23 protein-coding genes and 1 tRNA gene are annotated in these 24952 nt (G+C 64.9%); 6 read left to right on the top strand and 18 right to left on the bottom strand.

Annotation, left to right across the window (positions count from 1 at the left end):
* The 9 genes from ACE3P0_RS09325 to ACE3P0_RS09285 all read right to left on the bottom strand — a co-directional run.
* The coding region (locus ACE3P0_RS09325; RefSeq protein WP_374402137.1) for a tyrosine-type recombinase/integrase at nt 1–771 on the bottom strand (771 nt) is incomplete at its 3' end.
* Nucleotides 772–989: 218 nt separating this feature from the next.
* Nucleotides 990–2081, bottom strand: a complete 1092-nt coding sequence (ychF, locus tag ACE3P0_RS09320) for a redox-regulated ATPase YchF (protein ID WP_374402136.1) — start codon at nt 2079–2081, stop codon at nt 990–992.
* A 107-nt stretch (nt 2082–2188) separates the two neighbouring features.
* Nucleotides 2189–2791, bottom strand: coding sequence for an aminoacyl-tRNA hydrolase (gene pth / locus ACE3P0_RS09315; RefSeq protein ID WP_374402134.1), 603 nt, complete (start codon nt 2789–2791; stop codon nt 2189–2191).
* 46 nt (nt 2792–2837) lie between these two features.
* Nucleotides 2838–3434: a 50S ribosomal protein L25/general stress protein Ctc gene (locus ACE3P0_RS09310; protein ID WP_374402132.1), complete on the bottom strand. Its 597-nt coding sequence runs from the start codon at nt 3432–3434 to the stop codon at nt 2838–2840.
* Nucleotides 3435–3525: 91 nt separating this feature from the next.
* Complete coding sequence (locus tag ACE3P0_RS09305; RefSeq protein ID WP_374402130.1) at nt 3526–4479, bottom strand: ribose-phosphate pyrophosphokinase; 954 nt, start codon at nt 4477–4479, stop codon at nt 3526–3528.
* A 127-nt stretch (nt 4480–4606) separates the two neighbouring features.
* Nucleotides 4607–4683: transfer RNA gene (locus ACE3P0_RS09300), tRNA-Gln, on the bottom strand.
* 19 nt (nt 4684–4702) lie between these two features.
* On the bottom strand, nt 4703–5569 hold the full coding sequence (gene ispE, locus ACE3P0_RS09295; protein WP_374402128.1) for a 4-(cytidine 5'-diphospho)-2-C-methyl-D-erythritol kinase: 867 nt from the start codon (nt 5567–5569) through the stop codon (nt 4703–4705).
* Nucleotides 5566–6138: an outer membrane lipoprotein LolB gene (locus ACE3P0_RS09290; protein ID WP_374402126.1), complete on the bottom strand. Its 573-nt coding sequence runs from the start codon at nt 6136–6138 to the stop codon at nt 5566–5568. The genes ispE and ACE3P0_RS09290 overlap by 4 nt, the downstream gene beginning before the upstream one ends.
* Nucleotides 6135–7874: a tetratricopeptide repeat protein gene (locus tag ACE3P0_RS09285; RefSeq protein WP_374402123.1), complete on the bottom strand. Its 1740-nt coding sequence runs from the start codon at nt 7872–7874 to the stop codon at nt 6135–6137. Before ACE3P0_RS09285 ends, ACE3P0_RS09290 begins: the two co-directional genes overlap by 4 nt.
* A 92-nt stretch (nt 7875–7966) precedes the next feature.
* On the opposite strand from ACE3P0_RS09285, the gene mutM reads away from it, so the two are divergent.
* Nucleotides 7967–8779 (top strand): bifunctional DNA-formamidopyrimidine glycosylase/DNA-(apurinic or apyrimidinic site) lyase, encoded by an 813-nt coding sequence (gene mutM / locus ACE3P0_RS09280; protein ID WP_374402121.1) that lies wholly within the window; start codon nt 7967–7969, stop codon nt 8777–8779.
* A 160-nt stretch (nt 8780–8939) separates the two neighbouring features.
* Nucleotides 8940–10904, top strand: a complete 1965-nt coding sequence (locus ACE3P0_RS09275; RefSeq protein ID WP_374402118.1) for a dynamin family protein — start codon at nt 8940–8942, stop codon at nt 10902–10904.
* A gap of 66 nt (nt 10905–10970) precedes the next feature.
* Here the strand turns inward: ACE3P0_RS09275 and ACE3P0_RS09270 are convergent, their stop codons facing one another.
* Genes ACE3P0_RS09270 through rsmD form a run of 3 tightly spaced genes read right to left on the bottom strand, consistent with a single transcriptional unit; the run spans nt 10971 to nt 12268 of the window.
* Nucleotides 10971–11222, bottom strand: a complete 252-nt coding sequence (locus ACE3P0_RS09270) for a YfhL family 4Fe-4S dicluster ferredoxin (protein WP_374402116.1) — start codon at nt 11220–11222, stop codon at nt 10971–10973.
* 15 nt (nt 11223–11237) lie between these two features.
* Nucleotides 11238–11732: a pantetheine-phosphate adenylyltransferase gene (coaD, locus tag ACE3P0_RS09265; RefSeq protein ID WP_374402114.1), complete on the bottom strand. Its 495-nt coding sequence runs from the start codon at nt 11730–11732 to the stop codon at nt 11238–11240.
* Nucleotides 11729–12268: a 16S rRNA (guanine(966)-N(2))-methyltransferase RsmD gene (rsmD, locus tag ACE3P0_RS09260; RefSeq protein WP_374402112.1), complete on the bottom strand. Its 540-nt coding sequence runs from the start codon at nt 12266–12268 to the stop codon at nt 11729–11731. The genes coaD and rsmD overlap by 4 nt, the downstream gene beginning before the upstream one ends.
* 167 nt (nt 12269–12435) lie before the next feature.
* On the opposite strand from rsmD, the gene ftsY reads away from it, so the two are divergent.
* Genes ftsY through ftsX form a run of 3 tightly spaced genes read left to right on the top strand, consistent with a single transcriptional unit; the run spans nt 12436 to nt 15150 of the window.
* The gene (ftsY, locus tag ACE3P0_RS09255) at nt 12436–13554 is read left to right on the top strand and encodes a signal recognition particle-docking protein FtsY (RefSeq protein WP_374402109.1); all 1119 of its coding nucleotides are present in this window, start codon (nt 12436–12438) and stop codon (nt 13552–13554) included.
* A gap of 25 nt (nt 13555–13579) precedes the next feature.
* Nucleotides 13580–14236 carry a cell division ATP-binding protein FtsE gene (locus tag ACE3P0_RS09250; RefSeq protein ID WP_172201016.1) on the top strand — a complete coding sequence of 219 codons (657 nt, stop codon included), beginning with the start codon at nt 13580–13582 and terminating at the stop codon, nt 14234–14236.
* Nucleotides 14233–15150, top strand: coding sequence for a permease-like cell division protein FtsX (gene ftsX / locus ACE3P0_RS09245; RefSeq protein ID WP_374402107.1), 918 nt, complete (start codon nt 14233–14235; stop codon nt 15148–15150). The genes ACE3P0_RS09250 and ftsX overlap by 4 nt, the downstream gene beginning before the upstream one ends.
* 95 nt (nt 15151–15245) lie before the next feature.
* Here ftsX and ACE3P0_RS09240 read toward each other — a convergent pair whose 3' ends face one another.
* Together ACE3P0_RS09240 and ACE3P0_RS09235 are read right to left on the bottom strand one after the other, a co-directional pair.
* Entirely contained in the window at nt 15246–16181 is a 936-nt protein-coding gene (locus ACE3P0_RS09240; protein ID WP_374402105.1) for a carbohydrate kinase family protein, read from the bottom strand.
* 126 nt (nt 16182–16307) lie between these two features.
* Nucleotides 16308–16913, bottom strand: coding sequence for an outer membrane beta-barrel protein (locus tag ACE3P0_RS09235; protein ID WP_374402103.1), 606 nt, complete (start codon nt 16911–16913; stop codon nt 16308–16310).
* A gap of 361 nt (nt 16914–17274) precedes the next feature.
* Between ACE3P0_RS09235 and ACE3P0_RS09230 the strand changes: the two genes are divergently transcribed.
* Nucleotides 17275–18114 carry a hypothetical protein gene (locus tag ACE3P0_RS09230; protein ID WP_374402102.1) on the top strand — a complete coding sequence of 280 codons (840 nt, stop codon included), beginning with the start codon at nt 17275–17277 and terminating at the stop codon, nt 18112–18114.
* A gap of 911 nt (nt 18115–19025) precedes the next feature.
* Here the strand turns inward: ACE3P0_RS09230 and tpx are convergent.
* From tpx to ACE3P0_RS09210, 4 genes are all read right to left on the bottom strand, one after another.
* Complete coding sequence (gene tpx, locus ACE3P0_RS09225; protein WP_374402099.1) at nt 19026–19529, bottom strand: thiol peroxidase; 504 nt, start codon at nt 19527–19529, stop codon at nt 19026–19028.
* A 134-nt stretch (nt 19530–19663) separates the two neighbouring features.
* The gene (locus ACE3P0_RS09220) at nt 19664–20371 is read right to left on the bottom strand and encodes a substrate-binding periplasmic protein (protein ID WP_374402097.1); all 708 of its coding nucleotides are present in this window, start codon (nt 20369–20371) and stop codon (nt 19664–19666) included.
* A gap of 142 nt (nt 20372–20513) precedes the next feature.
* A complete protein-coding gene (locus tag ACE3P0_RS09215) occupies nt 20514–22289 on the bottom strand; it encodes an ABC transporter ATP-binding protein (protein ID WP_374402095.1) in 1776 nt (591 codons plus the stop codon).
* Nucleotides 22286–24952: a M1 family metallopeptidase gene (locus ACE3P0_RS09210; protein ID WP_374402093.1), complete on the bottom strand. Its 2667-nt coding sequence runs from the start codon at nt 24950–24952 to the stop codon at nt 22286–22288. Before ACE3P0_RS09210 ends, ACE3P0_RS09215 begins: the two co-directional genes overlap by 4 nt.

Raw genomic sequence — 24952 nt, 5'->3', positions numbered from 1 at the left:
CCAGAGCGCCTTGTCCAGGTCGAACTCGACCCATTCTGCTTGGACGGATTCATTCGGGCGGCTGAGCGTCAGCCACATCAGCTGGAAGGCCTTGATGGTCTGGAAGTTGCCACCGTGTCCATCAAAGTCGTTCAGCAACTGGCCGACTTCCTCCGCGCTGAGGGCGCGCTTGTGTTGCGTCTTGTTGGGCGGCAGCGCTTTGCGAACCGGCCAAACGGGGTCAGTGTCCGCCCGTAGAGTCGCGACAGCATGCTCGAACACGCCCGACATGGTGCGCTTGGCTTCGGCCGCTACGGTGGGGGCACCCCGCTTGACCGTCTTGTTGAGAATGTCGAGGACATGGGCCGGAGTGATCTGACGTACCGGCAGCTTGCCAATCGACGGGAAGACCACGCGCTCCAGCATGTCGAGTCTCCGCTTCTTGGTCACTTCTTCCCAGTCTTTCAGGGCCAGCCACTCTTTGGCGATGGCCTCGAATGTGTTCGCTGAGTCTTGCTCGCGCTTGATGCGTTCGATCTGGCGATTCTGGACGGGATTGATGCCCTCCCTGACCAGCTTCCGCGCTGCCTCGCACTTCTCTCTGGCCTCGCCGAGCGTCACGCTGGGGTAGTCGCCAAGTGCGAACCACGAGGCCTTGTCATTGAGTTTGAAGCGATAGCGCCAAGCCTTGATGCCGTTGGGTTTGACTTCTAGGTACAGCCCCTTGTAGTCATTGAGGCGGTAGATGCCTTCTCTAGGCTTGGCGGCTCGGCACTGGGCGTCTGTCAGCATCGTGAAGGTCTCCTGTTCGTCCTCAGGGCTTCATCGTATACACCTTCATCGACCTGGCGCAAGATCCATATACATGACCGTATTCACTTGCGCAGCGCCATCAGATGTCGTTGCATGCAACGAGCTGAAATGAAAAAGCCCCGTATCCACGGGGCTTTGCTTCGATTTCAGTGATGCACTTGCAAGCATGTGCAATCGCCTGAAATGGCTTGTTTGAATCAGACGTTGAACAGGAAGTTCAGCACGTCACCATCCTTGACGATGTATTCCTTGCCTTCCGAGCGCATCTTGCCGGCTTCCTTGGCGCCCGCTTCGCCCTTGTAGGCGATGAAATCGTCAAAGGCGATCGTCTGTGCACGGATGAAGCCACGCTCGAAATCGGTGTGGATCACGCCGGCGGCCTGCGGTGCGGTGTCGCCCTTGTGGATCGTCCAGGCGCGCACTTCCTTCACGCCAGCGGTGAAGTAGGTCTGCAGGCCCAGAAGATCGTAGCCGGCGCGGATCAGGCGGTTCAGGCCCGGCTCGTCGTAACCGAGGTCGGCGAGGAAGGCCATCTTGTCCTCGTCGTCCAGTTCCGCCAGTTCCTGCTCGATCTTCGCGCACAGCGCGACGACCGGCGCGCCCTCCTTGGCCGCGTGCTCACGCAGACGGTCGAGGTAGGGATTGTTCTCGGCACCATCTTCCAGCACGTTGCCGACGTACATCGCCGGCTTGATCGTCATCAGGCACAGCGGTTTGAGCAACAGCTTGTCGTCGTCGGACAGATCCAGCGTGCGAACCGGCTTGCCTTCGTTCAGGTGCGGCAGCACCTGTTCAAGTACCGCGACCAGCTTGCGGGCATCCTTGTCGCCGGCCTTGGCCTTGTTCGTATCGCGCTTGAGCGTGCGTTCGACGACGGCAAGGTCGGCCAGCGCCAGCTCGGTGACGATGGTCTCGATATCGGCAATCGGATCAACGCGCCCGTTCACGTGCACCACGTTCTCGTCGTCGAAACAGCGCACGACGTTCACGATTGCGTCGGTTTCGCGGATGTTCGCGAGGAACTGGTTGCCGAGACCCTCGCCCTTCGAGGCGCCGGCCACCAGGCCCGCGATATCGACGAACTCGACGATCGCTGGCTGGATCTTCTGCGGCTTGACAATTGCGGAGAGTTGCGCGAGGCGCGGGTCCGGCACCTCAACGATGCCAACGTTCGGCTCGATCGTGCAGAACGGATAGTTCTCGGCCGCGATGCCCGCCTTGGTCAGCGCATTGAAGAGGGTGGACTTGCCGACGTTGGGCAGACCGACGATGCCGCACTTAAGACTCATGGCGATGACTCTCTCAAAATCAAAAAGCGAACCGCGCAGTCTCGCGGATCGGACGCAGATTTCGCGGAAACACGCCGGTAGGGGATGTGCGTCCGCGAAATCCGCGGCTAGGTTGTTTTCGGCTTGGCGGGTTTCGGCTTGGTGTTGACCGCCGCAATCGCACGCTCCCATTCGCCCGCATGCATCTTCGGCCAGGCATCGAGCGCACGACCGATCGACTCGTCGATCAGCGTCTGCTCATCGCGCGACGGACGATGCAGCACGAAGTTCGCTACCTGGTTGCGGTCACCCGGGTGGCCAATACCAATGCGCAGCCGCCAGAAATCCGGCGTGCCGAGATGCGCCTGGATATCTTTGAGACCGTTGTGGCCGCCATTTCCACCGCCACACTTGAGCTTCAACTGCCCCGGGAGGATGTCGAGCTCGTCATGCACGACGAGAATCTCGTTCGGCAGGATACGGTAGAAACGCGCCAGTGCGCCCACCGCCTGACCTGAGCGATTCATGTAGGTCTGCGGCAACAGTATCCAGGTGCCGGCGGCGCGGGCATTGCCCACGATGCCGTGGAAGCGCGACTCGTGCGACAGCGACACGCCCAGTTCGCGCGCCAGCAGCTCACAAAACCAAAACCCGGCGTTGTGCCGGGTTTCGACATACTCGGGCCCCGGATTGCCGAGGCCGACCACCAGTTTCGGCGCGACTTGCGTCATGCGTCTCCAGTCTCCGGCCTCGACTGCGGGGCAGGCTCGCTCAGGCTCAGGCCTGGGCTTCGCCCTCGGCCGCTTCGCTGCCGCCCTTGGTCTTCATGATGGTCGCAACGACCGGGTCACCGTGGGTGACGGCCTTCACGCCTTCCGGCAGCTTCAGGCCCGACACGTGGATCGAAGCACCGGAGGTGAGATCCTTCAGGTCGACTTCGATGAAGGCCGGCAGGTTGCCCGGCAGACACTCGACGTCCACTTCGTTCATCACGTGCGACACGATGCCACCTTCGAGCTTGACGCCCGGGGCGATGTCGGCGTTGACGAAGTGCAGCGGCACCTTGGTGTGCATCTTGTGGGTGGCATCCACGCGCTGGAAATCCACGTGCAGGATCTGCTGCTTGTAGGCGTGCCACTGGGTGTCACGCACCACAGCGGTTTCCTTGGTGCCATCGACATCGATCGTCAGCACGGAAGCGTGGAAGGCCTCCTTGCGCATGGCGTGGAACAGATCGTTGTGATCCATCGTGATCTGCACCGGGGCCTTGTCGCCACCGTAGATGATGCCGATTGCCTTGCCTGCGCGACGCAGGCGGCGGCTCGCACCCGTACCTTGCTCGACGCGCTTTTCAGCCTTGATAACAAATTGCATGGTGATACTCCGTTTGCCTCGTCCGCGACCAGACGATGGCGGGTTAAAGACATGGGGCGCGGTTACCCGCGCCCCATGTCCGGAAAACTGATTACTCGTCGGTAAACAGCGAGCTGACCGACTGCTGATTGTTGATCCGCATGATCGTATCGGCCAGCAGCGAGCCGATCGAGATCTGGCGGATACGGTTGCAGGCGCGCGCATCTTCGCGCAGCGGAATCGTGTCGGTGACGACCAGTTCGTCCAGATCCGACTCGGAAATCCGGCTCACCGCCGCGCCCGACAATACCGGGTGGGTGATGTAGGCGAGCACCTTTTTCGCACCGTTTTCCTTCAGCGCCTGGGCGGCCTTGCACAGGGTGCCGGCGGTGTCGACGATGTCATCGACGATCACACAGGTACGGCCCTTCACGTCACCGATGATGTTCATCACTTCGGACACGTTGGCCTTCGGACGACGCTTGTCGATGATCGCGAGATCACATTCGAGTTTCTTGGCGTAGGCACGCGCACGCACCACACCGCCGACATCCGGCGACACGACCATCAGGTCGTCGCCACGATGACGGGCGAGGTCATCAAGCAGCACCGGGGTCGAATAGATGTTGTCGACCGGGATATCGAAGAAGCCCTGGATCTGGTCCGCGTGCAGATCAACGGTCAGCACGCGCTGAACACCCGAAGCCTGCAGCATGTTGGCGATGACTTTCGCGGTGATCGGCACGCGCGCGCTGCGCGGGCGGCGATCCTGGCGGGCATAGCCGAAGTACGGAATCGCCGCGGTGATGCGGCCGGCCGAGGCGCGCTTGAGCGCATCGGTCATGACCAGCAGTTCCATCAGGTTGTCGTTGGTCGGATAGCAGGTCGATTGCAGCATGAAGACGTCTTTACCGCGGACGTTTTCGAGCAACTCGACGTTGACTTCGCCGTCGGAGAACCGACCCACGGTGGCCGCGCCGATCGACATACCAAGGCGCTTGACCACATCAGACGCCAGCTTCGGATTGGCGTTACCCGTAAAGACCATCAGGCTGCCGAAAGCCATGACCGACCCCTATGCGTTGGAGATTTCAGCACCCGACGCGCACTGCGCGCATCGGATCAACCGCTCTCCGCCGGTTCCGGGAACCGACAGAAAAACAGCGGGCAGGCCTAGGCCTGCCCGCTGTGTTTGGCTGGGGAAGAAGGATTCGAACCTTCGAATGCCGGAATCAAAATCCGGTGCCTTGACCAACTTGGCGACTCCCCAAGAAACCTTTACTGCTGCTCTACCGCGCCGGACCCGCCCAATCATGCAACGGATGCCAGTCCAGCCCCCGCGCCGACCACGCCACAACATCGGCGGGCAGTTTTGCGAGCACTGCCTGCGCTTCAGCTTCGCTCTCGCAAGGCAGGAACACACAGGCGCCAGAACCGCTCATTCTGGCATCACCGATCGCGCCGAGCATTTCAACCGCCTCAGCAACCGCAGGGTAGCGGCGGCATACAACGGGCTGAAGATCGTTCCGCGTTGGTGATCCCGGAAAGCTCGTAATTATGGTGGGTTCTGTATTTCTTGTCAAATCTTCTGCGGAAAAAATTTCAGCAGTCGGCACCTGCACGCCCGGCTCTACAACGACATACCAGGCTGGCGCCAGATCCAGCGGCTGCATCAGCTCGCCGATGCCTTCAACGAACGCGCTGCGGCCAAAGATGAAGAACGGCACGTCAGCCCCGAGCGCCAGCCCCCATGCCTGCAGCGTTTCGCGCTCGGCGTTAACGCCCCACAGCACGTTAAGCGCAAGGAGGACTGAAGCCGCGTCGGAACTCCCGCCGCCAAGGCCGCCACCCATCGGCAATCGCTTCTCGACTTCGATGTCTACGCCCAGCGCAACACCCGCCTTCTGCTGCAGCAGCCGGGCGGCCCGCACGACCAGATCCTGTTCCGCGGGCACCCCCGCAAGCTCGGACAAGCGCTGGACCTTGCCGTCATCGCGCACGGTCAGCGTGATCCAGTCGCAACGGTCGAGCAGCCGGAAGGCGCTCTGCAGCAGGTGGTAGCCATCGGCACGACGGCCGACGACATGCAGAAACAGGTTGATCTTCGCCGGCGCCGGCACCCGCGCGACACGGCCGCGCACATCCACACCGGTCATTCCGCCGCTCCGCGCAACCACGACTCGATCTTCACTCGCACTACGACGCCCCCTTGCTTGGCTTCGATCAGGCTGGGGCCGGCAACGGAATCTACCGAGCCGTAACCCGAGTAACTCAACAACCACCCACTGTCCCGCATCGAAACGATACGGGCGTCGGCATCTCTTTCGATGCCGACAGCCGTGGCGCCCGGCTCGGCACGCAACCAGCCGGCAAACAGCCGCAGCGGCAGCGGCACACCAATGACTTGCTCGGCGAGCGCCACATCATCCGCTGCCTCGAACGCCCGCCCATCACCGAGCCTTACATGCGCGCGCTGCGGGTCGAGCTGCAGTTCGGCCACTGTTTGCCCAAGCGAGGTTTCCAGACGGACCGTGTCGTGCCCCGCCAGATGCGTCCAGTTCAAACGCAACACATCGGCCCGGTCGGCCTGCCGTACCAGAACACGGCCCGTCAGCGCGTAGTCCTCAGCGCCGAGCGGCGCCTGCTGTGGCGCCGTTGCGCAGGCGCTGAGCAACACCGCCGCGACGCATCCGAACGCGGCGGCGATTCGGGCTGGAGCATTCATGGCGTGAAACGCTTGATGATCTTCGCGAGTTCCTCATTCTGAGGATGGGTCGCGAGCGCGTCCTGCCAGGTTTTGCGGGCCTCATCCTGGCGCCCCATCATCCACAGCACTTCGCCGATGTGCGCGGCGATCTCCGGATCCGGCCTCACCGCGTAGGCGCGCTTGAGATGCTCGTACGCCGCTTCGAGCTTGCCGCTCCGATACAACACCCAGCCCATCGAATCCAGAATGAATGCATCGTCCGGCGCGAGTTCAAGCGCCTTGCTGATCAGCGTATTGGCCTCCGCAAGGCGGATGTTGCGATCAGCGAACGAATAGCCAAGCGCGTTGTAGGACTGCGCCTCGTCTGGCTTGAGCTTGATCAGGCGGCGCAGATCGCGCTCCATGTCGTCGTATTTGCCCAGGCGTTCGGCCAGCAGCGCACGGTCGTAAATCAGGTCGGTCTGGTCGGGCTGCTTGCGGATCGCGGCGTCCAGTAGCGCATAGGCTTCGCCGGCGCGATCCAGTTCGCGCAGGATCTGTGCCTCAGCCAGCAGGAAGGTGTTGGCCTCTTTCGGCTCCGCCGCGCGCAAGCGCGCGAGTTCGCTGCGGGCACCCGCCAGATCACCCTCGCGGGCTTGCAGCAGGGCTGCGCGAATCCAAGCGGCATTGCGTTGCGCACCACCGGTGACGGCGCGGTACGACAGAATGGCCTCAGGAATCCGCTTCTGCTCTTCCTGGATCTGGGCGATCTGCATCCGGACGGTGTCCGGGTCCGGCTTGCCCAGCACCAGCAGGCGCTTGAACTCGGCTTCCGCCGCAGTCGCGTCACCGGCCTGCAACAGCAGCAAGGCGCGGGTGTAGCCGATCTCGCCGTTATCCGGCGACAGCGTCACGAGCTTGTCGAACTCCGCGCGCGCCGCGTCGTATTGCCGGTCGGCGGCCAGCAGGCGTGCATAGGCGTGCTGAATATCAACCGACGGGGCGGCCGCCTGGGACTGCTTCGAGCGGAAGTCGGCCAGGAAGGCAATCGCGTCCTTGGTGCGCCCCTGCTGCTGCAGGAGTTGCGCCTTGAGCAGCGCTGCGGGCTCCCAATCGGGCTTGCGCGCCAGCGCCGCGTCGAGCGAGGCGAGCGCGGCACTGGCGTCGCCCGCGTTGAAGGCGGCATGCGCGCGCGCGAAATGGGCTTCCGGCAATTTCAGATAGGGCTCGGTGAGCCGATCCACGCTGCTTCGGACCTCGGCCTTGTCTGGGTAGCGCTGCAAGGTGCTGTTGAGCGCCATCAGCAGCCCGGCAGGGCTTTCCGAGCTTTTCGCGAGAATGCGGGCGAGTTGCGGCTCCAGTTCGTCCAGCTGGCCCATGCCCCCAGCGAGCAACCCCGCGAGCATCTGCACTGCTTGCAGGTTATCCGGCTCCAGCTTGTTCCACAGGCGAGCCGCCTCCAGGGCGTCGGGCACGCGCCGCGCGTACAGCGCGATCTCGGCCGCGCGGTGCGCGATCCGGGCGTCCTGCGTCTTGCGCGCCAGATCCAGATACCCCTGCGACGCCAGTTCGAGGTTGCCACGCGCACCCGCAATTTCCGCCAGCAGGAACTGATACAGCACCTGCGGCGTCAGCGCACTCGGCTGCTCGGCCGCTGGGGCCGGGGCCGACTGCGTTGCGACGGGTTCGTCGGCGCGTGCTGCAAATACGCCAGCCCCGAGGCATAAACCCAGCACAAGGCGCGAGACGGTAATCAGCAACGGGCGCGGCAACATGGCGGAAACTCCAATGCGGGGAGGCGTCATCTGGGACAGTCGGAAGTAACATGCGTTCGTCCGATGTTATCAGCTTGCCGTGATACGCCCCGATGCCCGAACTGCCCGAAGTTGAAACCACTTGTCGCGGCATCGCGCCGCATGTCGAAGGGCGCACCGTCACCGCGGTGGCAGTGCGCGAGGCGCGCATGCGCCGCCCGGTACCGGCCGGATTGGCCGCTGAGTTGCCGGGGCAAACGATCGAATCGGTCAGCCGCCGCGGCAAATACCTGTTGCTCCGCGCGCCGGCAGGCACGGTGCTGATCCACCTGGGCATGTCCGGCAGCCTGCGTGTGGTGCCACCCGACGCGCCCCTGCGCAAGCACGACCACGTGGATATCATTTTCGGCGCGCAAGCCTTGCGCTATCACGATCCACGCCGCTTCGGCGTGATCGACTGGTGGGGCGGGCCGATCGAAACGCACCCGCTCATCGCGCCGCTGGGCATCGAGCCGCTATCCCCTGCATTCAACGGTCCGTGGTTGTATCGCGCCACGCGCGGGCGGCGCAGCGCGATCAAACTGTTCCTGATGGATGCGCATACGCTGGTCGGCGTCGGCAATATCTACGCTTCCGAGAGCCTCTTCCGCGCCGGCATCCGGCCCGCCATGCCAGCGGGGCGGCTCTCGGCCGCGCGTTGCGAGCGCCTCGCCGAAGCCGTGAAAGAAACGCTGCGCGCGGCGATCCAGGCCGGCGGCTCGACGCTGCGCGATTTTGTCGGCAGCGATGGCGAGCCCGGTTACTTCCAGCAGGAAGCCTTTGTTTACGGCCGCGCCGGCTTGCCCTGCCGGCAATGCGGCACGCCGATCCGGCAGCAGGTGATGGGCCAGCGCAGCACCTTCTGGTGCCCGGTCTGCCAGCGCTGAAATACAGCGCACGCGGGCGCCCGCGCAGCCGATTACCGTTCGTCGGCAAAGGCCCGCCCAGCCGGACTGAATTTCGTTATGCTTGAGGAATTCGCCAAAATCCCGGCGCTGATCATCGGCGTGGGCCACTGGCGGCTGATCTCCACCCCCGGGAGCGGGTATGAACCTGACTGACAGTTTCTCCGAGTTTTCAGAGTGGCGCGACAGCGTCGGCCAGTCCATTGCGCAGCTGAAAACCTGGCTCACCCGCAACGAGGTCGGCGATGCGCAAACCGATCTGCGCCTGCGCTACCTGCTTGAGCGCCTGCGCGACGAGAAGCTGACCGTCGCGTTCGTTGCCGAGTTCTCCCGCGGCAAGTCCGAGCTGATCAACGCGGTATTCTTCGCCGACTACGGCGACCGCATCCTGCCGTCCTCCGCCGGCCGCACCACGATGTGCCCGACCGAGCTGCAGTGGGAGAACGGCCAGTCGCCGTCGATCCGCCTGCTGCCGATCGAAACCCGCGGCCGCGGCGCCAGCGTGCAGGAGTTCAAACGCCACCCGGAAGAATGGATCACGGTCCCGATCGATGTTGAATCGACCGAGAGCATGCAGCGCGCCATGGCACGCGTTGGCGAGACCAAGCGCGTCGCGCCGGACGAAGCGGAACGCCTCGGCTTTGCAGTGGACCCGAGCGGCAAGAAGGGCGCCCGGATAGAGGAAGACGGCAAGGTCGAAATCGCCGCCTGGCGCCATGCCCTGATCCAGTTCCCGCACCCCTTGCTGAAGCAGGGTCTGGTGGTGGTGGACACCCCGGGGCTGAACGCGATCGGCTCCGAACCCGAGCTGACACTATCGCTGTTGCCGAACGCGCACGCGGTGCTGTTCATCCTGGCCGTCGACACCGGTGTCACGCAGAGCGATCTGGCCGTGTGGCAGGAACACATCGTAGCCGGCAAGGCGCAGCAGCGCGGCCGCGTCGTGGTGCTGAACAAGATCGACAGCCTGTGGGACGGCATCCGCTCGGAATCGCAGATCGACAGCGAGATCCGCGGCCAGGTCACCAGCGTCGCGCGTACGCTGTCGGTGCCTGAGAATCAGGTGTTCCCGGTGTCGGCGCAGAAGGCGCTGCTCGCCAAGGTGACGCGCGACCCGGATCTGCTCGACCGCAGCCGCGTCGAAACACTCGAAAGTGCGCTCACCAGCGAACTGCTGCCGACGCGGCAGGAGATCGTGCGCGACAACGCGCGCGGCGAAACCGGCGAAATCATCCGCCGCACCCGAGAGCTGCTGAACGCCCGCCTGCGCGGCGTGCAGGAACAGGTGCGCGAACTCTCCGAACTGCGCGGCAAGAACCGCAGCGTCATCGAATACATGATGCGCAAGGTACGTGCCGAAAAGACTGAGTTCGAACAAGGTCTGCAGAAGTACCACGCCACGCGCAGCGTGTTCACCAACCTGTCGAACAACCTGTACGCGCACCTTGGCCTCGATGCGCTGCGCCATGAAACGCGTCGTACCCGCGAAGCGATGCTCGACGCAAGCTTCTCGCGAGGCCTGCGCGAGGCCATGGAGAGCTTCTTCGATCAGCTACGCGGCAATCTGCGCAAGTCTTCGGACGAAGTGGGCGAGATCCAGCGCATGCTCGACACGATGTACAAGAAGTTCGCGATCGAGCACGGCCTGAAGCTGGCCGCACCGTCGAGTTTCTCGACCCTGCGCTACGAGAAGGAAATCGAGCGCCTGCGCGCCGCCTTCAACCAGCAGCTCAACACCGTCGGCGCCATGGTGCTGCATCGCAAGGGCACGGTGACGCAGCGCTTCTTCGACACGATCGCGCTGGAAGCCCGCCGTACGTTCGAGATGGCCAACCGCGACGTCGACCAGTGGCTGCGCGCGGTGATGAGCCCGCTCGAAACGCAGGTGCGCGAGTATCAGATCCAGCTCAAGCGCAGGCTTGAGAGCGTCAAACGTATCCACGAAGCCACCGGCACGCTGGAAGAGCGCATCGCCGAGCTGGATCAGGCCGAACGCGGTTTGCTGCAGCAGATGGCCGAGTTGACCCGGCTGGAGCGTGGCATCGCTGGCGCAATTGGTATCACCGGCGATCTGGCCGAAATCGAGACCCCGGCCCGCGCCGCCTGATCACGGCGACGGCCGGAAAAACAAACGGGCGGCCTCGGCCGCCCGCTTTATTTTCTACGCGCTGGCTTACTTCTGCGCCGTCAGCTTGAGGAATTTGTCCATCAGCTGATCCTTGCTCTCGACACGCTCCGGGTTCAGCGGAATGCAGTCGACCGGGCAGACCTGCTGGCACTGCGGTTCGTCGTAGTGGCCGACGCACTCGGTGCACTTGTTCGGGTCGATTTCGTAAATTTCGGCACCTTGCGAAATCGCGTTGTTCGGGCACTCGGGCTCGCACACGTCGCAGTTGATGCATTCGTCGGTGATCATCAAAGCCATGGTCTTACCTCTTCCTCACCCTCGCAGGGCACTGATCTTCTCTCGCAACCGCGCCTGCACGGCCGGCTGCACGAACTGACTAACATCGCCGCCGAGCAGTGCGATCTCGCGCACCATCGTCGCCGACAGGAACATGAATTCATCGGCCGGCGTCAGGAATACGTATTCGACCTCCGGATACAGCCGGCGGTTCATGCCGGCCATCTGGAATTCGTATTCGAAATCCGACACTGCCCGCAGGCCGCGCAACACGATGCGCGCATCCTGCTTCTTCAGGAAATCCAGCAGCAGGCCGGAGAATCCATCCACTTCGACATTCGGGTAGCCGCTGAGCACATCGCGCGCGATCTGTACCCGCTCGTCGAGTTCGAAGATCGGCCGCTTGCCGCGGCTATCCGCCACAGCCACGATGACCCGCTCGAACATGCGCGAGGCGCGCCGCACGAGGTCTTCATGTCCGCGCGTCAGCGGATCGAACGTTCCCGGATAAACCGCTACGCGTTCCCTCATGCCTCGCCTCGTTGCAATAGTTGATAGTGAACTTGTCCGGCCTTGCCGGCCTTGACGGCCCGCAAGCCCCCCAGGGTTTCGACCAGGGTTTCCGCCTCGACATACACAAAGCCGCCTTCCGCGAGGATGCGGTCCAGCGACGGCGCCAGGCGCTCCAGCCATTGCTGGCGGAAGGGCGGGTCGAGGAAGATCAGGTCGAAGCGGCGCGGAGTCGTCTCGACCAGCCGCTGCGCATCACCGCGCTGGCACGCCAGCGCCTCGCCGCCGAGCAGCCGGGCGTTCTGCTGCAGCACAGCATACGCAGCGGGGTCGCGCTCAACAAGCAGCACATGGGCAGCGCCACGCGAGGCCGCCTCGAAACCCAGCGCACCGCTGCCGGCAAATAGATCGAGACAGGACCAGCCATCGAGATCCTGCCCGAGCCAGTTGAACAAGGTTTCTCGCACGCGGTCAGGTGTCGGCCGCAAGCCCGGCACATCCGCCACCTGCAGGCGGCGCGAGCGCCACTGGCCGCCCACGATGCGTAATTGGCTCATCGGGCAGCTCCGGGCACCGCAAACTCAGGATGGATGGGGGGCATCTGCTAGACTTCTTGGTCGAATTTTCCTGCCGGCGCAGCCTCTGCAGGCTACCGCGGGCGCAGCATATTAGCGGCACACGGGCTCGCGCGCCACTCGCGCAGCCCGCATCCACGGAAGCTCCCATGTTCGATTTCTTCAAGAAGAAACCCGCCGACAGCGCAGCGCCGCAAGCAACGCCTGCCGCGCCAGCGCCTGAGACGGCCCCTGCGGCGGCTCCTGTTGAGGCCAAGCCCGTCGCCGCCGCGGTGGCACCTGCACCGCAGGCAACGCCGCCGGCGGACTCGCGCTCATGGGCCACCCGCCTGCGCGACGGGCTCTCGAAGACACGCGCGAAGCTGAACGCCGCGGTCGGCCCGACGCTGGGTGCGGATGTCGGCGACGTGATGTCGGATCTGTTCTCGCGCCGCAAGATCGACGACGAACTGCTCGACGAGATCGAGACCACGCTGCTCACCGCCGACTGCGGTGTCGATGCAACGCAATACCTGATCGACGAGATGCGCAAGCGCTGGAAGCGCGACAAGCTCGAAACCGGCGAGCAGCTCAAGGGCGTGCTGATGGAGCTACTCGAAGGCCTGCTCACGCCGCTGCAGCAGCCGCTCGACATCCACACCCACAAGCCGACGATCATCATGCTGGCCGGCGTGAATGGCTCCGGCAAGACCACATCGATCGGCAAGCTGGCCAAGCGCTTTCAGGCCGAAGGCAAGAGCGTGTTGCTCGCCGCAGGCGACACCTTCCGCGCCGCCGCCCGCGAGCAACTTCAGGAATGGGGCCGCCGCAACGATGTGACGGTGATTTCGCAAGACGGCGGCGACCCGGCCGCCGTCGTGTTCGACGCCATCAACGCTGCGCGCGCCCGCGGCATCGACATCGTGCTGGCCGACACCGCCGGCCGCCTGCCTACGCAACTGCACCTGATGGAAGAGATCGCCAAGGTGCGTCGCGTAATCCAGAAGGCGGACCCGACCGGGCCGCATGAAGTGTTGCTGGTGCTCGACTCCAACATCGGCCAGAACGCGCTGGCGCAGCTAGCCGCCTTCGACAAGGCGGTTGGCGTCACCGGACTGGTCGTGACAAAGCTCGACGGCACCGCCAAGGGCGGCGTGCTCGCCGCCATCGCACGTACCAACCCGAAGCCGATCCGCTTCATCGGCGTGGGCGAGCGCATCGACGACATGCAGCCCTTCGTGGCGCGCGAATTCGTCGAGGCGCTGTTCGACGCCGCGCCTGCCAAGTAGCCGATCACAGCCAGGAGCGCGCCGCGTGATCCAGTTCGACAACGTTTCGAAGCGCTACCCCGGCGGGTACGAAGCGCTGATCGGCATCAACCTGCGCATCGAGCGCGGCGAGTTGGTCGTGCTGCGCGGCCACTCGGGCGCTGGCAAGAGCACCCTGCTGAAGCTGCTGCCGGTACTCGAGCGCCCCACCAGCGGCCGCGTGCTGATCAACGATCAGGACGTGAGTCGCTTGTCGGCCGGCGCGATTCCCTATCTGCGCCGCAGCCTCGGCCTCGTCACGCAAGACAGCCGCCTGCTCTACGACCGCAATGTGCTGGACAACGTGATGCTGCCGCTGATCCTCGCCGACATGCCGGTGCGCGACGCCAAGGCGCGTGTCCGCGCGGCGCTGGAGCGCGTCGGCCTGGCACAGCATGAGCGTTCGATGCCGATTTCGCTTTCGGGCGGCGAACAACAACGCGTTGCGATCGCGCGCGCGATCGTCAATCGCCCGACCATGCTGATCGCAGACGAACCAACCGCCAACCTCGATGCGGCCTATGCGCAGGACATCGCTGCGCTGTTCCGCGACTACAACGAAGCCGGCGTGACGATGATCATCGCGACCCACGATGAACGCCTGTTCGCCGATCGCGCGCCGCGCCGCATCGAACTCTCGAAGGGAAGGCTGGTGAGCGCATGACCCGCTGGTTCGCCCTCCACGGCATCGCGCTCACGCGCGCCGTCAAACGTCTCACCCATACCCCGCTCGGCACCCTGCTATCGGTGCTCGTGGTTGCCATCGCGCTGGTGCTGCCCGCCTTGGGCTATGTGCTTGCCGACAGCGTCGCCCGACTTGCACAAGGCCTGTCCGGCCAACCCGAGATCAGCCTCTTCATGGAAGTGGGCGCCGACAAGGCCAAGGTCGCCGCAGTCGAACGTGCGCTGCGCAGCGACAAAGGCGTCACCGGCCTGCGCTTCGTTCCGCGCGACGAAGCGCTCAAGCAGCTGGCAAGCGGCAGCGGCTTGGGCGACGTGACCCGCGCGCTCGGTGAGAATCCGTTGCCCGACGCCTTCATCATCACCCCGCACAGCGACGCACCCGCCGAGTTCACACGCCTCGCCGAGAGCTTCCGCAAACTGCCCGGCGTCGCGCATGTGCAACTCGACACCGAATGGGTGCAGCGGCTGGCAGCATTGGTGAGCCTTGTGCACTCGGCGGTCGGTGCACTGGCCGGCCTGCTGGGCGCCGCGCTGGTCATCGTCACCTTCAACACCATCCGGCTGCAGATCCTGACGCAGCGGCACGAGATCGGCGTCAGCCTGCTGCTCGGCGCAACCCAACAATGGGTGCGCCGCCCCTTCCTGTGGTTCGGTGCGCTACAAGGCGCGCTCGGCGGCCTCGCCGCCTGGGGGCTGCTGCTCGGCATCCTGGCGCTGATGCAGGGGCCCGCCACGCGACTCGCCGAGTCCTACGGCATCCCACTCGAACTCGGTGGGCCGGATCTCCTCGGCGTAACCGTGCTGATCGGTTTCGCAAGCCTGCTCGGCTGGCTCGGCGCCGCGCTGTCGGTTCGCCGGCATCTGCATGCGGCCGGTGAGCGCAGTGACGGCTGAACACGACGGCACGGCCCCGCGGCTGCGAAAGCGATAGCACGTAAAAAAGGCCGGGGTGCAAACGCCCGGCCTTTTTCGTTACTGCCTATAGCAGATCAGAACGGCCGTGCGCCGTAGGCCTTCTCGAACCGCGCCGCGATCTCATCGCGCGTCGGCGCGTAGTTCTGCGGGCCGCGAACTTCGATCTTGTAAGCGCCCATCACGCTTGCAAGCTGACACGCCTTCTCCAGCGACCAACCGTTGGATAGCCCGTACAGCAGCCCGCCGCGGTAGGCATCGCCACACCCGGTGGGATCAGCGATCGCGGTGATCGGCACCACCGGTACGCGCGTTTCGCGCCCGTCGGCAAAGATGTCCGAACCTTCGCCGCCGCGCGTGACAACCAGCCCCTGCACCTTGGCCGCGATCTGCGGCAGCGTGAGACCGGTGCGCTCGCACAGCAGATGGGCTTCGTAGTCGTTAACGGTGCACCAGGTCGCCCAGTCGAGGAACTGCAGGAAGTCCTCGCCCGAGAACAACGGCATCGCCTGACCCGGATCGAACACGAAGGGGATGCCCGCGGCGTGGAAGTCGCGTGCGTGCTGCAGCATGCCGTCGCGCCCGTCCGGCCCGACGATGCCCAGCGTCACGCCCGCTGCATCCGCCACATGGTTCTGGTGCGAGAAGCTCATCGCGCCGGGGTGGAAGGCGGTGATCTGGTTGTCGTCCAGATCGGTGGTGATGAAGGCCTGCGCGGTGTAGCTGCCCGGCACTTCGCGCACATGCGTATCCGGGATACCAAGATCCGCCAGGCGCTTGCGGTAGGGCGCGGCGTCCTCGCCCGCCGTGGCCATGATCAGCGGCGCACCGCCGAGCAACTTCAGCGCATAGGCGATGTTGCCCGCGCAGCCGCCGAACTCGCGCCGCATGTCGGGCACGAGGAAGGAAACGTTCAGGATGTGGATCTGGTCGGGCAGGATGTGCTTCTTGAAGCGATCCCGGAAGACCATGATCGTGTCGTAAGCAATCGACCCGCAGATGAGGACAGACATGGCGGCTCCAAACTTGGTGAAGCCGCGATTCTATGACGGGCGCGGGCAATGATCGCCGTACGATTCGCTGACGCGACAAAAACAAAAGGCCGGGCAAGCCCGGCCTTCTCGCACGCAGCGTCCGGATCAGAAGCCGAACACGACGTTCACGCCGCCGTAGCTGGCGTTGACCTTCTCCTGGTTCGAAATGTCGTAACGCCAAGCGCCAACCTTCAGCGATTCCGGCTCGTACTCCTCGATGCCGATGCGGGCATTGACCCAGCCCTGCTTGGTGATGCGGTAACCCGCCTCAAGCACGTAGCCCACTGCATTCTTGTAGTCGACCGTCTCGGTCGCCGCGCCATCACGCTTGAGTTCTGCGCTGATGTTGTTCACGAAGCGCAGGCCGGCGCCGAAACGCCACTTGTCGACGCCGGTGTAGTAGCCCATCAGTTCGAACGGCACGCGCGAGAAGGTGGCATCGCCGTTCTTCGCGCTGGCGTAGTCGGGGTGGTAGTTCAGCGTGGCCTGCAGCGCGATCGGCATGTTCGTCGGCGCCCACAGCGCGCCAGCGCCGATGTTGAACAGGTTGCCTGCACGCAGCTCGGTGGAACTGCCATCGGTGTAGGTGATCGTGGCGATCTCGTCGCCACCGTAGGTGAGCCCCCCGGTCAGCGCGAAGAAGACGGAGCGGCCTTCATCGGCCTGGGCGCTGAGGGTGCACAAAGAAGCCGCAACGGCGGCCAGCAGCATTTTCTTGTTAATCTTGGGTCGGGTCGTTGTGCTCGCAATCCATCGCGGCGAGCGGCGCGAGCGCTCATCCGGCTTGGCGGGCGCGGGCGGATTCTGCCGTGTGTTGTGCCCATCGCGTGGCCCATTCCGTCACGCCAAGGCGTGGTCGTGTGCCGCGTTTGATCCTGCGCAAGCGGGCTTGCGCGCATGGCCGCGACGGGAGATACCCGCCGCAGAGTGTGAAGTAGCCTCGCGCGGCAAACGGGCCATCCGCGGACAATGCCGGCGAACCACTGCGCCGCCTGCAAGCGCACCGACGCCGCAGCCGATCTGTCGAACGGATCATGAGCCATACACCACATGCTTTCCGGAGAACTGCGCGATGCCTGCGCTGAATATGAGAACCCGCTGGGTGCTGGGCCTGCTGGCGATGGCAGCCCTGCTCGCCAAACCCGCCTACGACTACCACCTCGCCCGCCAGGCGCGGGCTGCGGCGCAGGCACGGTATGCCGCGGACAAGGCTGAATTTCAGCGCTTGTGCCGGGAGGTGGCAGGCTACAAGTTCTACCGCAAGGCTGAGAACGTTGAGGGGATTCTGCTCTTGAAGGTTCGTCGCGATGGCGATTGGCAGGACATCATGGCGCCGGGGACAGCGTTCGCGTTGGAATCAAAAGACGAGGGTTACATCACGTCATTTCTCGCCTACCGTCGTACTTCGTCGGGTGTCCAGGACGAAAGCTATTTCGTAAGCACCACTAAGACGGAAGACTCGACATCGGGCTTTGCCTACGTCGACGTCATAGATGACAAGACTGGCAGGCGGATTCACTACACGCCTCGCTGGGACGAACCGTGGCAGTACGACAAGTCCTACTCGAAGGGCTACATCAAGTTCTGGCTGGATGAAAACCCACCGCTAGACCCGCCCCCCCGTTATGCGGTGACCTTCGAAGACCATGTCGTGCCTACGGAACGGGCACGCGGTTTGGCCAGCGGCACGGTCAAGGTGATCGATACGCAGACCAATGAAGTGATGGCCGAGATGCTCCGCTACGCCTGGAGCCCGCCAGGCGCGTTCTCGGCGAGCGCCACGCCCTGGCTGTCGGCCTACAAGTGCCCGGCTGTGAGTGTTGGATCAAGCTATGCGACGCGCCAATTTGTCGATCGTGTGCTGATCCCCCCTGGCGTAAAGCCTCCTCCAATGCCACTGCTGCACCAATAACCTCCGCCGACAGTGACGAAGGTTGGGTTGAGCGTAGCGAAGGCCAAGGTTTGGGTTGAGCGCAGGTTGGGGCGGCTGGCGATTCGCTTTGTCGCTTTGCAGGCGTGCGTTGGCCGGGGTCCCGCCCCCGGCGGGCGTGTTACTTCTTTTGCTTCGTCAAAAGAAGTAACCAAGAAAAGACGACCCGGCGTTCGCGGCCCTACGGGCTGCCCTCACTACGGCATCGCCCGTCGGCCGGCCTCGCGAACTCGGCGCTGCGCGCCTCAAACAGCGAGTCCGGACTGCCCCGCCGGCCGACACCTCCGTTCGGCGCTCTCGACGGGACCCGAAAGTCAAAACCATCGGTTGAGCAACGATTGCGTGTGTTTCGTAGCCTGGATGGAGCGCAGCGAAATCCGGGGCAGGCGTATCCAGATGCTCAACCGCACATCCCGGATTCCGGCCTTCGGCCTGCATCCAGGCTACGGAAATCCGACAGCGGGGAAACGTCGACGCTTCTTCCTCCCCCTCTGAAACGCCGAGCAGCGCAGCGTCGCCGGGTTCCGACGTGCACAGCACGGCGGGGCCGAGGACTGTTTGAGCTCCGAGCGCAGCGAGGGCGAGTTCCGCAGGCCCCCGGCGACGCGAGCAGCGCAGGGCACCGTGCGCGAAGCGCGCGGCGTTGAAGCGGGGCCGCTTCTTTGGTTCCTTTCTTGTCGGCACAAGAAAGGAACCCGCCCGCCGGGGCGGGACCCGGCTTGAACGGGAAGGCCAGCGCACACTGGCAGCACACATCGCAAGCCAAAGCGTTGGGCTTCGCAAAGCTCAGCACCAACCTACCAACCCACAACCCCACAAAACAAAAGAGCCCGCACTCAGCGGGCTCCCTTCCTCAGCGCACGAGGCCGTCGCAACGGCCTGCCACCAAAGCCTTACTTCAGAGCAGCCAGCGCCGCCTCATAGTTCGGCTCGTTCTTGATCTCGCTGACGAGTTCGCTGTGCAGCACCTTGTTGTCAGCATCGAGCACGACCACGGCACGGGCGGTGACGCCGGCGAGCGGGCCGCTGGCGATGTCGACACCGTAGGCCTGCTTGAAGGCCTCGCCGCCGCGCATGGTCGACAGCGTCATCACATTCTTCAGGCCTTCGACCTCACAGAAGCGCTTGGCGGCGAAGGGCAGGTCGGCGGAGATGACGAGCACGACGGTGTTGTCGAGCGACGAGGCGCTTTCGTTGAACTTGCGGGTCGACACCGCGCAGGTCGGCGTATCGAGCGAGGGCACGATGTTCAGCACCTTGCGCTTGCCGGCGAACTCGGCGAGGCCGTGGTTGGCGAGGTCGGCGCCGACCAGTCCGAATTCGGCGGCGGTGCTGCCGGGGGCCGGGAACTTGCCGGCGACATCGATCGGGTTACCGCCCAGGGTGACTGTGCTCATGGTGTTGCTCCTGTCAGGGTTGAGGGTGATGTTGCGGGCGCCATCTGGCGGGCGCCTCGGGTTCTCTGTTTGTACGCGTTTCGCGTGACAAGTTCGCGAGCCTACACCGAATCGGCTGCGTGCCGGGCGGCGGTTCAGCGCGGATCCCGATAGCGTTCTGCGATCGAATCGATCACGCCGCGCTTCCTGAGCGCATCGAGGGCGGCCTGGAGTTTCCCGGCCAGACCCGGCGTCGAACCGCGGTTGAGCGCGAAGTAGTAGCTGTCATCACTCGACAAGGTGTAGACGACGCGCACGTCTTCGGCCGAACGCGCCTGCCGGCGCAGTTCCCTCGCCAGGATGCGTTCCACGCCGACGATGAGTTGCACCCGGCCGTTGAGGAATTTCCGGACGCTGCTCTCGACATCGTCGGCGTAGTCGATCTGCCCGATCGGTACGCCCAGCTCGATCAAACGGTGGGCACCGGCGCCCTGCCGTTCAGCACCGATGCGATAGCGTGCAAGCTCCGAAACTTGCAGGGTCTGGATCGGGCTTTCGCGCAGCGCGAACAGGCGTTGCATTTCCGCCGCGGGCAAGGGGCCTACCCAGTCGAACTGGGCCTCGCGAGACTTGAGCCGGACCATGGTGAAGGCGAGCCGGTTGGGCATCTGACTGGCCAGTGAATAAACCCGAGCCCAGGGCACGATGTGGATCTCGCAATCGAGTCGGGCCTCGGCACACACGACGCGGAGGACATCGGTCGAGAGACCTGCAGGCGATCCGTTCTCCTGGTAGTTGTACGGCGGCAGCGATTCGGCATAGGCGATCACGTCGGCCGCATACGACGGCACGATGCCGAACACCGCAGCGATCACAGCCAGGCAGCGAAGGACGCGAGCGCTCCTTGGAACAACCCGTGCTGGGCGCCGAACTTCGCTCACGCCGGCCCTCCCCGTCCACGACACGGCCTCGACCGCGCACAGGCGCTGCGAGGCGGAAAAGCGCTCACTGTGAAGACCACCGTTCACCGGTCTGCAGACGCCACAGTGAAGCGTATTGGCCGCTCTGCGCCAGCAACTGTTCATGCGTACCCGTTTCGATGATCCGCCCTCCTTCCATGACATGGATGCAATCGGCGTGGCGCACCGTCGAAAGACGATGTGCAATGATGAGGCTGGTACGGCCGACTACCAGCCGCTCTAGTGAGCGCTGGATCGCGGCCTCGGTTTCATTGTCGACCGCGCTGGTTGCTTCGTCCAGCACCAGGATCGGCGGATTTTTCAGGATCGCGCGGGCCAGCGCAATGCGCTGGCGCTGGCCACCGGAGAGCTTCTGGCCGCGCTCGCCGACCGGCGTGTCGTAGCCCTGCGGCAGCGCGGAGATGAAGTCGTGCGCCTCGGCCGCGACGGCCGCCGCGACGATGTCCTCCCGTTTCGCGGCGGGCAGCGCGTAGGCGATGTTCTCGGCCACCGTGGCGTCGGCGAGGAAGCTGTCCTGCGCGACATAGCCGATCGCGCGGCGCAGGTCCTGCAGGTTGGCTTCGTCGATCGGCGCGCCGTCGAGCAGGATGCGGCCGGATTGCGGCTCGATGAAACGCAGCAGCAGCTTCACCAGCGTGCTCTTGCCGCTGCCGGTGCTGCCGACGAAGGCGACCGTGTGGCCAGCAGGAATATCGAGCGCAATGCCGTGCAGCGTCGGCGTGTCGCCGTAGGCGAAGCGCACATCGTCGAAACGCAGCGCGCCGCGCACCGAGCCGGCCGGCAGATGGCGGCCCTCGTACGGAATCGCGAGCGGCGTATCGATCAGGTTCATGACCCGCTCGATCGAGGCCATCGAACGTTGGTAGAGGTCGGTCATGTCCGCGAGCCGGGTCAGCGGCCACAGCAGACGCTGCGTCAGGTACACCAGCACCGAGTAGCTGCCCACGCCCAGCTCGCCGTTCAGGGTCAGGAAACCGCCGTACAAAAGCGTGACCGTAAAGCCGGCCAGGATCACCATGCGGATCACCGGCGTGATCGCCGCGGAGAGGCGGATTGCCTCAGCATTGCGCACCCGGTAAGCGTCAGAACCCTGGCGCACATGCTCGGCCTCGTAGGCTTCTGCCGTGTAGGCCTTGATCGTGGCGATGCCGAGCAGGTTGTTCGACAGTCGTGACGCGAGCGTGCCGGCCGCCTCGCGCACGCCGGCATAGCGCGGTGCGAGCCGGCCCTGGAACCAGAAGGCACCGTAGAGGATCACCGGCACCGGGATCAGCGACAGGAAGGCGAGCTTGGCGGTCAGCGCGAAAAACACCGCGCCGACCATCAGCGAGGAGCAGAAGACCTGAATCAGGTCGTTCGCACCGCCGTTGAGGAAGCGCTCCATCTGGTTGATGTCGTCGCCGAGGATGGACATCAGGTTGCCGGTGCGCTGGCGCTCGAAGAAGCCCATCTCCAGCCGCTGCACATGCTGGTAGGCCTCTTGCCGCAGGTCGTGCTGCAGGTTCTGCGCCAGCGTGCGCCACTTCACGTCGTAGAGGTACTGGAACAGCGATTCGCCGACCCAGATCAGCGCCGTCACCGCGGCGAGCAGCACCAGCTGATCCTTCGGTTCATGCACGCCGACGCGGGCGAGGAAGGAGTCCTTGCGGTTGACGACCACGTCGACCGCGACGCCGATCAGCACCTCGGGCAGCACGTCGAAAAACTTGTTCAGTACCGAGTACAGCGACGCGAGCCATACGTCGCGCCGGTAGGCGCGCGCGTGGCCGAGCAGGCGGGCGAGCGGATGCGTGGCGCTCATGAAGCATCCCCTTTCGGCGTTGCCACTTCGACAGTCGCCGCAGTCGGCGCGCTATCCGGCACAGACAGGGCCTGCGCGAGCGGCGCCGCGATGCGTTGCCAGGCCTCGGCGTTACGGGCGCAGGCGGCCAGCGCCTGCTGCACCGTGGGCCGCTCGTCGTCGCTCAGGTGCGCGGCGGCATACGCCTCGATTTCCGCGGCCAGCGCGGTATCGCGGGCACCGTCCAGCGGGCTGCTCACGATGTAGCGGCGGGCCCAGGTGGAGGCGCGCGCAAACAGCGTGTCGGCATGCGCCTGGGTGAAGGTCCACACCTGGCGCGCGTTGCCGTGTTCCGCCAGCCAGCCGGCAAGGCTGTCGCGCACCGCGCGCGGCAAGGCATCGTCGATGCTTAACGCCAGCACGCTTTCCACCGCCTGCGGTGTGGGTGCGAAGGACAAGGCGTGGCCGTAGGCCCATTCGAGGCCGGTGTCTCGGTTGGCACGGCTGCGCGCGATCAGTGCATCGAATTCGGCCGGCTGCGCGTGGGCGGCATACACCTTCAGCAGGCCGATGTAGCGGTCTCGCGGCACGTTGGGTTCGTCGCGCGCGACCTGCTGGCGCGCCAGCGCGATCACGCCCGCATCGCCCGCCAGGCCACGCAGGGTTTCCACCTCCGCGGTGAGCACCGCGAAAGCCGGCTGCGCCTGCTGATCGGCGGGCAAGGCGGCAAGCCGATCGGCCACCGGTGCGAGCCAGGCACGTACGCGGGCATCCCATGCGGCGACCTGCGGTGTGTTGCGTGCCAGCGCACGTACCGCGCGCATCATCTGGATCGCGCTACCCCAGGTCTGCGGTGTATCGGACACCGGTAGCGCATCCAGCATCGCGATCACTGTGTCGACGCGCTGATCGCCGGTCTGCGCTAGCGCCCAGGCATCGCCCAGCAAGCGCGCACGCTGCTCGGAGCTGAGCTGCGGGAAGCGCGCAAGCAGCGTGTGCAGGCTGGCGTCGTCCCACGCGAGCCGCCACAGATCGAAGGGTGAGGGCTCGACGCTGCGCTGCGTACGGCAGGGCGGGCCGGCGAGCGACAGCGGCGCACTGCCCAGTTCGATGCGCTCGCGCGCGACGCCGTCCTGTGCCGCAAGCTGCAAGGGCAGCGGCCACTGCTCATCGGCCGCGGCGACCGAACCAAAGCCATAGCGTTGCTGGCGCAGGCTGATCTTTTCCTGCCCCGCCTCACAGCTGCGTTCGGCAAACACCGTCGGGTGCCCGGGCCGTGTCGTCCAAGCCTGTGCAAACGCAGCGACCGGTTTGCCGCTGCGCTTGGCCAGTGCGTCCCACAGATCGGCGCCCGTGGCGTTGCTGTAGGCGTGTTTGGTGAGGTGACTGCGGATGCCGTCGCGCAAGCCCTGTTCGCCGAGGTATTGCTCAAGCAGGCCGATCACCATGTGGCCCTTGTTGTAGGTGGTCGCGTCGAAGGAATCGAAGGCGGCGCGATCACTCGCGACCGGGCGGGCGATCGGCTTGGCCGTCGCCAGCGCGTCGTCCCGCATCGCCTTGTCACGCTCTTTGCCCAAGGAGTCGAGGGCGCGCCATTCGGGGTTGAGTTCGCGCGCGGCCTTCACGCCCATCCACTCGGCGAAGGCTTCGTTGAGCCAGAGGTCGTCCCACCACGCCATCGTCACCAGATTGCCGAACCATTGATGCGCAATCTCGTGCGCGATGGTGGTGAAGCTGCCTTCGCGCTGGCTGTGGCCGGCTAGATCGGGATCGAGCACCAGCAGCGGCTCGCCGTAGGTGATGAGGCCCCAGTTTTCCATTGCGCCGCGCTTACCTGGCACAGCGAGCTGGTCGAGCTTGGGCAAGGGGTAACGGATGCCGAACCATTGGTGGTAATAGTCGAGCACCTGCCAGGTAACCGCCATGGCGTAGCCGGTGTGCTGACTGAGGCCCTCGGTCGTCCAGATCGCGAGTTCGATGCCGTCGTGCGTGGCGCGTGCAGCCTCGAATTCGCCGACGGCGAGCGCGACGAGGTAGGACGCCATCTTCGGCGTCGGCATGAAGCGCACTTCCTTGCGGCCATCGGGCAGGCTGCGTTCGCTCGCCTGCGGCATGTTGCCAAGCACGGTGAAGCGGGCCGGTGTGCGCACGCTGATGTCGAAACGGGCGCGGAAGGCCGGCTCGTCGAACAGCGGCATCATGCGCCGGGAGCCAATCGGCTCCATGTCGGTAACCAGCATGCGCTTCTCGCTGCCGGCGGGCGTGAGGTAGCGCGCCACATAGAGCCCTTCGCCATTTTCATCGAGCGCGCCCTGCCAGCTCAGCCCGATCGTATGACGGCCGGGTTGCAACTTGCGTGGCAGGCGGATCGTGATCGTCTGCGCCTGCGCGTCTGCCTCCACCGGCATCGTCAGTGCAACACCATCCAGGGAGTCGGCACGCACCGTCAGCGCGTCGGCGTGCAGCACGATCTCGTTTGTGGCTCGCCGCAGCTCAAAGCGGATGGTCTGGCGCCCGGAGAACTGATCGGCGTAGGGATCGGCGTCCAGCTCGACCCGGTAGTCGATCGGCACCACGCTGCGCGAGAGCGCGCCGGGCACCTGATCGAGCTTGAAGGCGTATGCCGTGCCGCAACACAGCGTCAGGCTCAGGCCAATGAGGCCACCAAGACTGCGCAGGAACAT

Source organism: Niveibacterium sp., from assembly GCF_041909475.1.
Lineage (GTDB): Bacteria > Pseudomonadota > Gammaproteobacteria > Burkholderiales > Rhodocyclaceae > Niveibacterium.
The sequence above is the reverse complement of the archived record's forward strand: the minus strand, read 5'-3'. Positions and strand labels throughout refer to the sequence as shown.

Coding starts and splice junctions, on each gene's coding strand:
- ACE3P0_RS09210 (WP_374402093.1), bottom strand. CDS start 24,952: ATGTTCCTGCGCAGTCTTGGTGGCCTCATTGGCCTGAGCCTGACGCTG.
- rsmD (WP_374402112.1), bottom strand. CDS start 12,268: ATGAGCCAATTACGCATCGTGGGCGGCCAGTGGCGCTCGCGCCGCCTG.
- ACE3P0_RS09270 (WP_374402116.1), bottom strand. CDS start 11,222: ATGGCTTTGATGATCACCGACGAATGCATCAACTGCGACGTGTGCGAG.
- ACE3P0_RS09240 (WP_374402105.1), bottom strand. CDS start 16,181: ATGTCTGTCCTCATCTGCGGGTCGATTGCTTACGACACGATCATGGTC.
- tpx (WP_374402099.1), bottom strand. CDS start 19,529: ATGAGCACAGTCACCCTGGGCGGTAACCCGATCGATGTCGCCGGCAAG.
- coaD (WP_374402114.1), bottom strand. CDS start 11,732: ATGAGGGAACGCGTAGCGGTTTATCCGGGAACGTTCGATCCGCTGACG.
- mutM (WP_374402121.1), top strand. CDS start 7,967: ATGCCCGAACTGCCCGAAGTTGAAACCACTTGTCGCGGCATCGCGCCG.
- ftsX (WP_374402107.1), top strand. CDS start 14,233: ATGACCCGCTGGTTCGCCCTCCACGGCATCGCGCTCACGCGCGCCGTC.
- ACE3P0_RS09310 (WP_374402132.1), bottom strand. CDS start 3,434: ATGCAATTTGTTATCAAGGCTGAAAAGCGCGTCGAGCAAGGTACGGGT.
- ACE3P0_RS09235 (WP_374402103.1), bottom strand. CDS start 16,913: ATGCTGCTGGCCGCCGTTGCGGCTTCTTTGTGCACCCTCAGCGCCCAG.
- ACE3P0_RS09275 (WP_374402118.1), top strand. CDS start 8,940: ATGAACCTGACTGACAGTTTCTCCGAGTTTTCAGAGTGGCGCGACAGC.
- ACE3P0_RS09285 (WP_374402123.1), bottom strand. CDS start 7,874: ATGTTGCCGCGCCCGTTGCTGATTACCGTCTCGCGCCTTGTGCTGGGT.
- ACE3P0_RS09230 (WP_374402102.1), top strand. CDS start 17,275: ATGCCTGCGCTGAATATGAGAACCCGCTGGGTGCTGGGCCTGCTGGCG.
- ispE (WP_374402128.1), bottom strand. CDS start 5,569: ATGACCGGTGTGGATGTGCGCGGCCGTGTCGCGCGGGTGCCGGCGCCG.
- pth (WP_374402134.1), bottom strand. CDS start 2,791: ATGACGCAAGTCGCGCCGAAACTGGTGGTCGGCCTCGGCAATCCGGGG.
- ftsY (WP_374402109.1), top strand. CDS start 12,436: ATGTTCGATTTCTTCAAGAAGAAACCCGCCGACAGCGCAGCGCCGCAA.
- ACE3P0_RS09305 (WP_374402130.1), bottom strand. CDS start 4,479: ATGGCTTTCGGCAGCCTGATGGTCTTTACGGGTAACGCCAATCCGAAG.
- ychF (WP_374402136.1), bottom strand. CDS start 2,081: ATGAGTCTTAAGTGCGGCATCGTCGGTCTGCCCAACGTCGGCAAGTCC.
- ACE3P0_RS09290 (WP_374402126.1), bottom strand. CDS start 6,138: ATGAATGCTCCAGCCCGAATCGCCGCCGCGTTCGGATGCGTCGCGGCG.
- ACE3P0_RS09215 (WP_374402095.1), bottom strand. CDS start 22,289: ATGAGCGCCACGCATCCGCTCGCCCGCCTGCTCGGCCACGCGCGCGCC.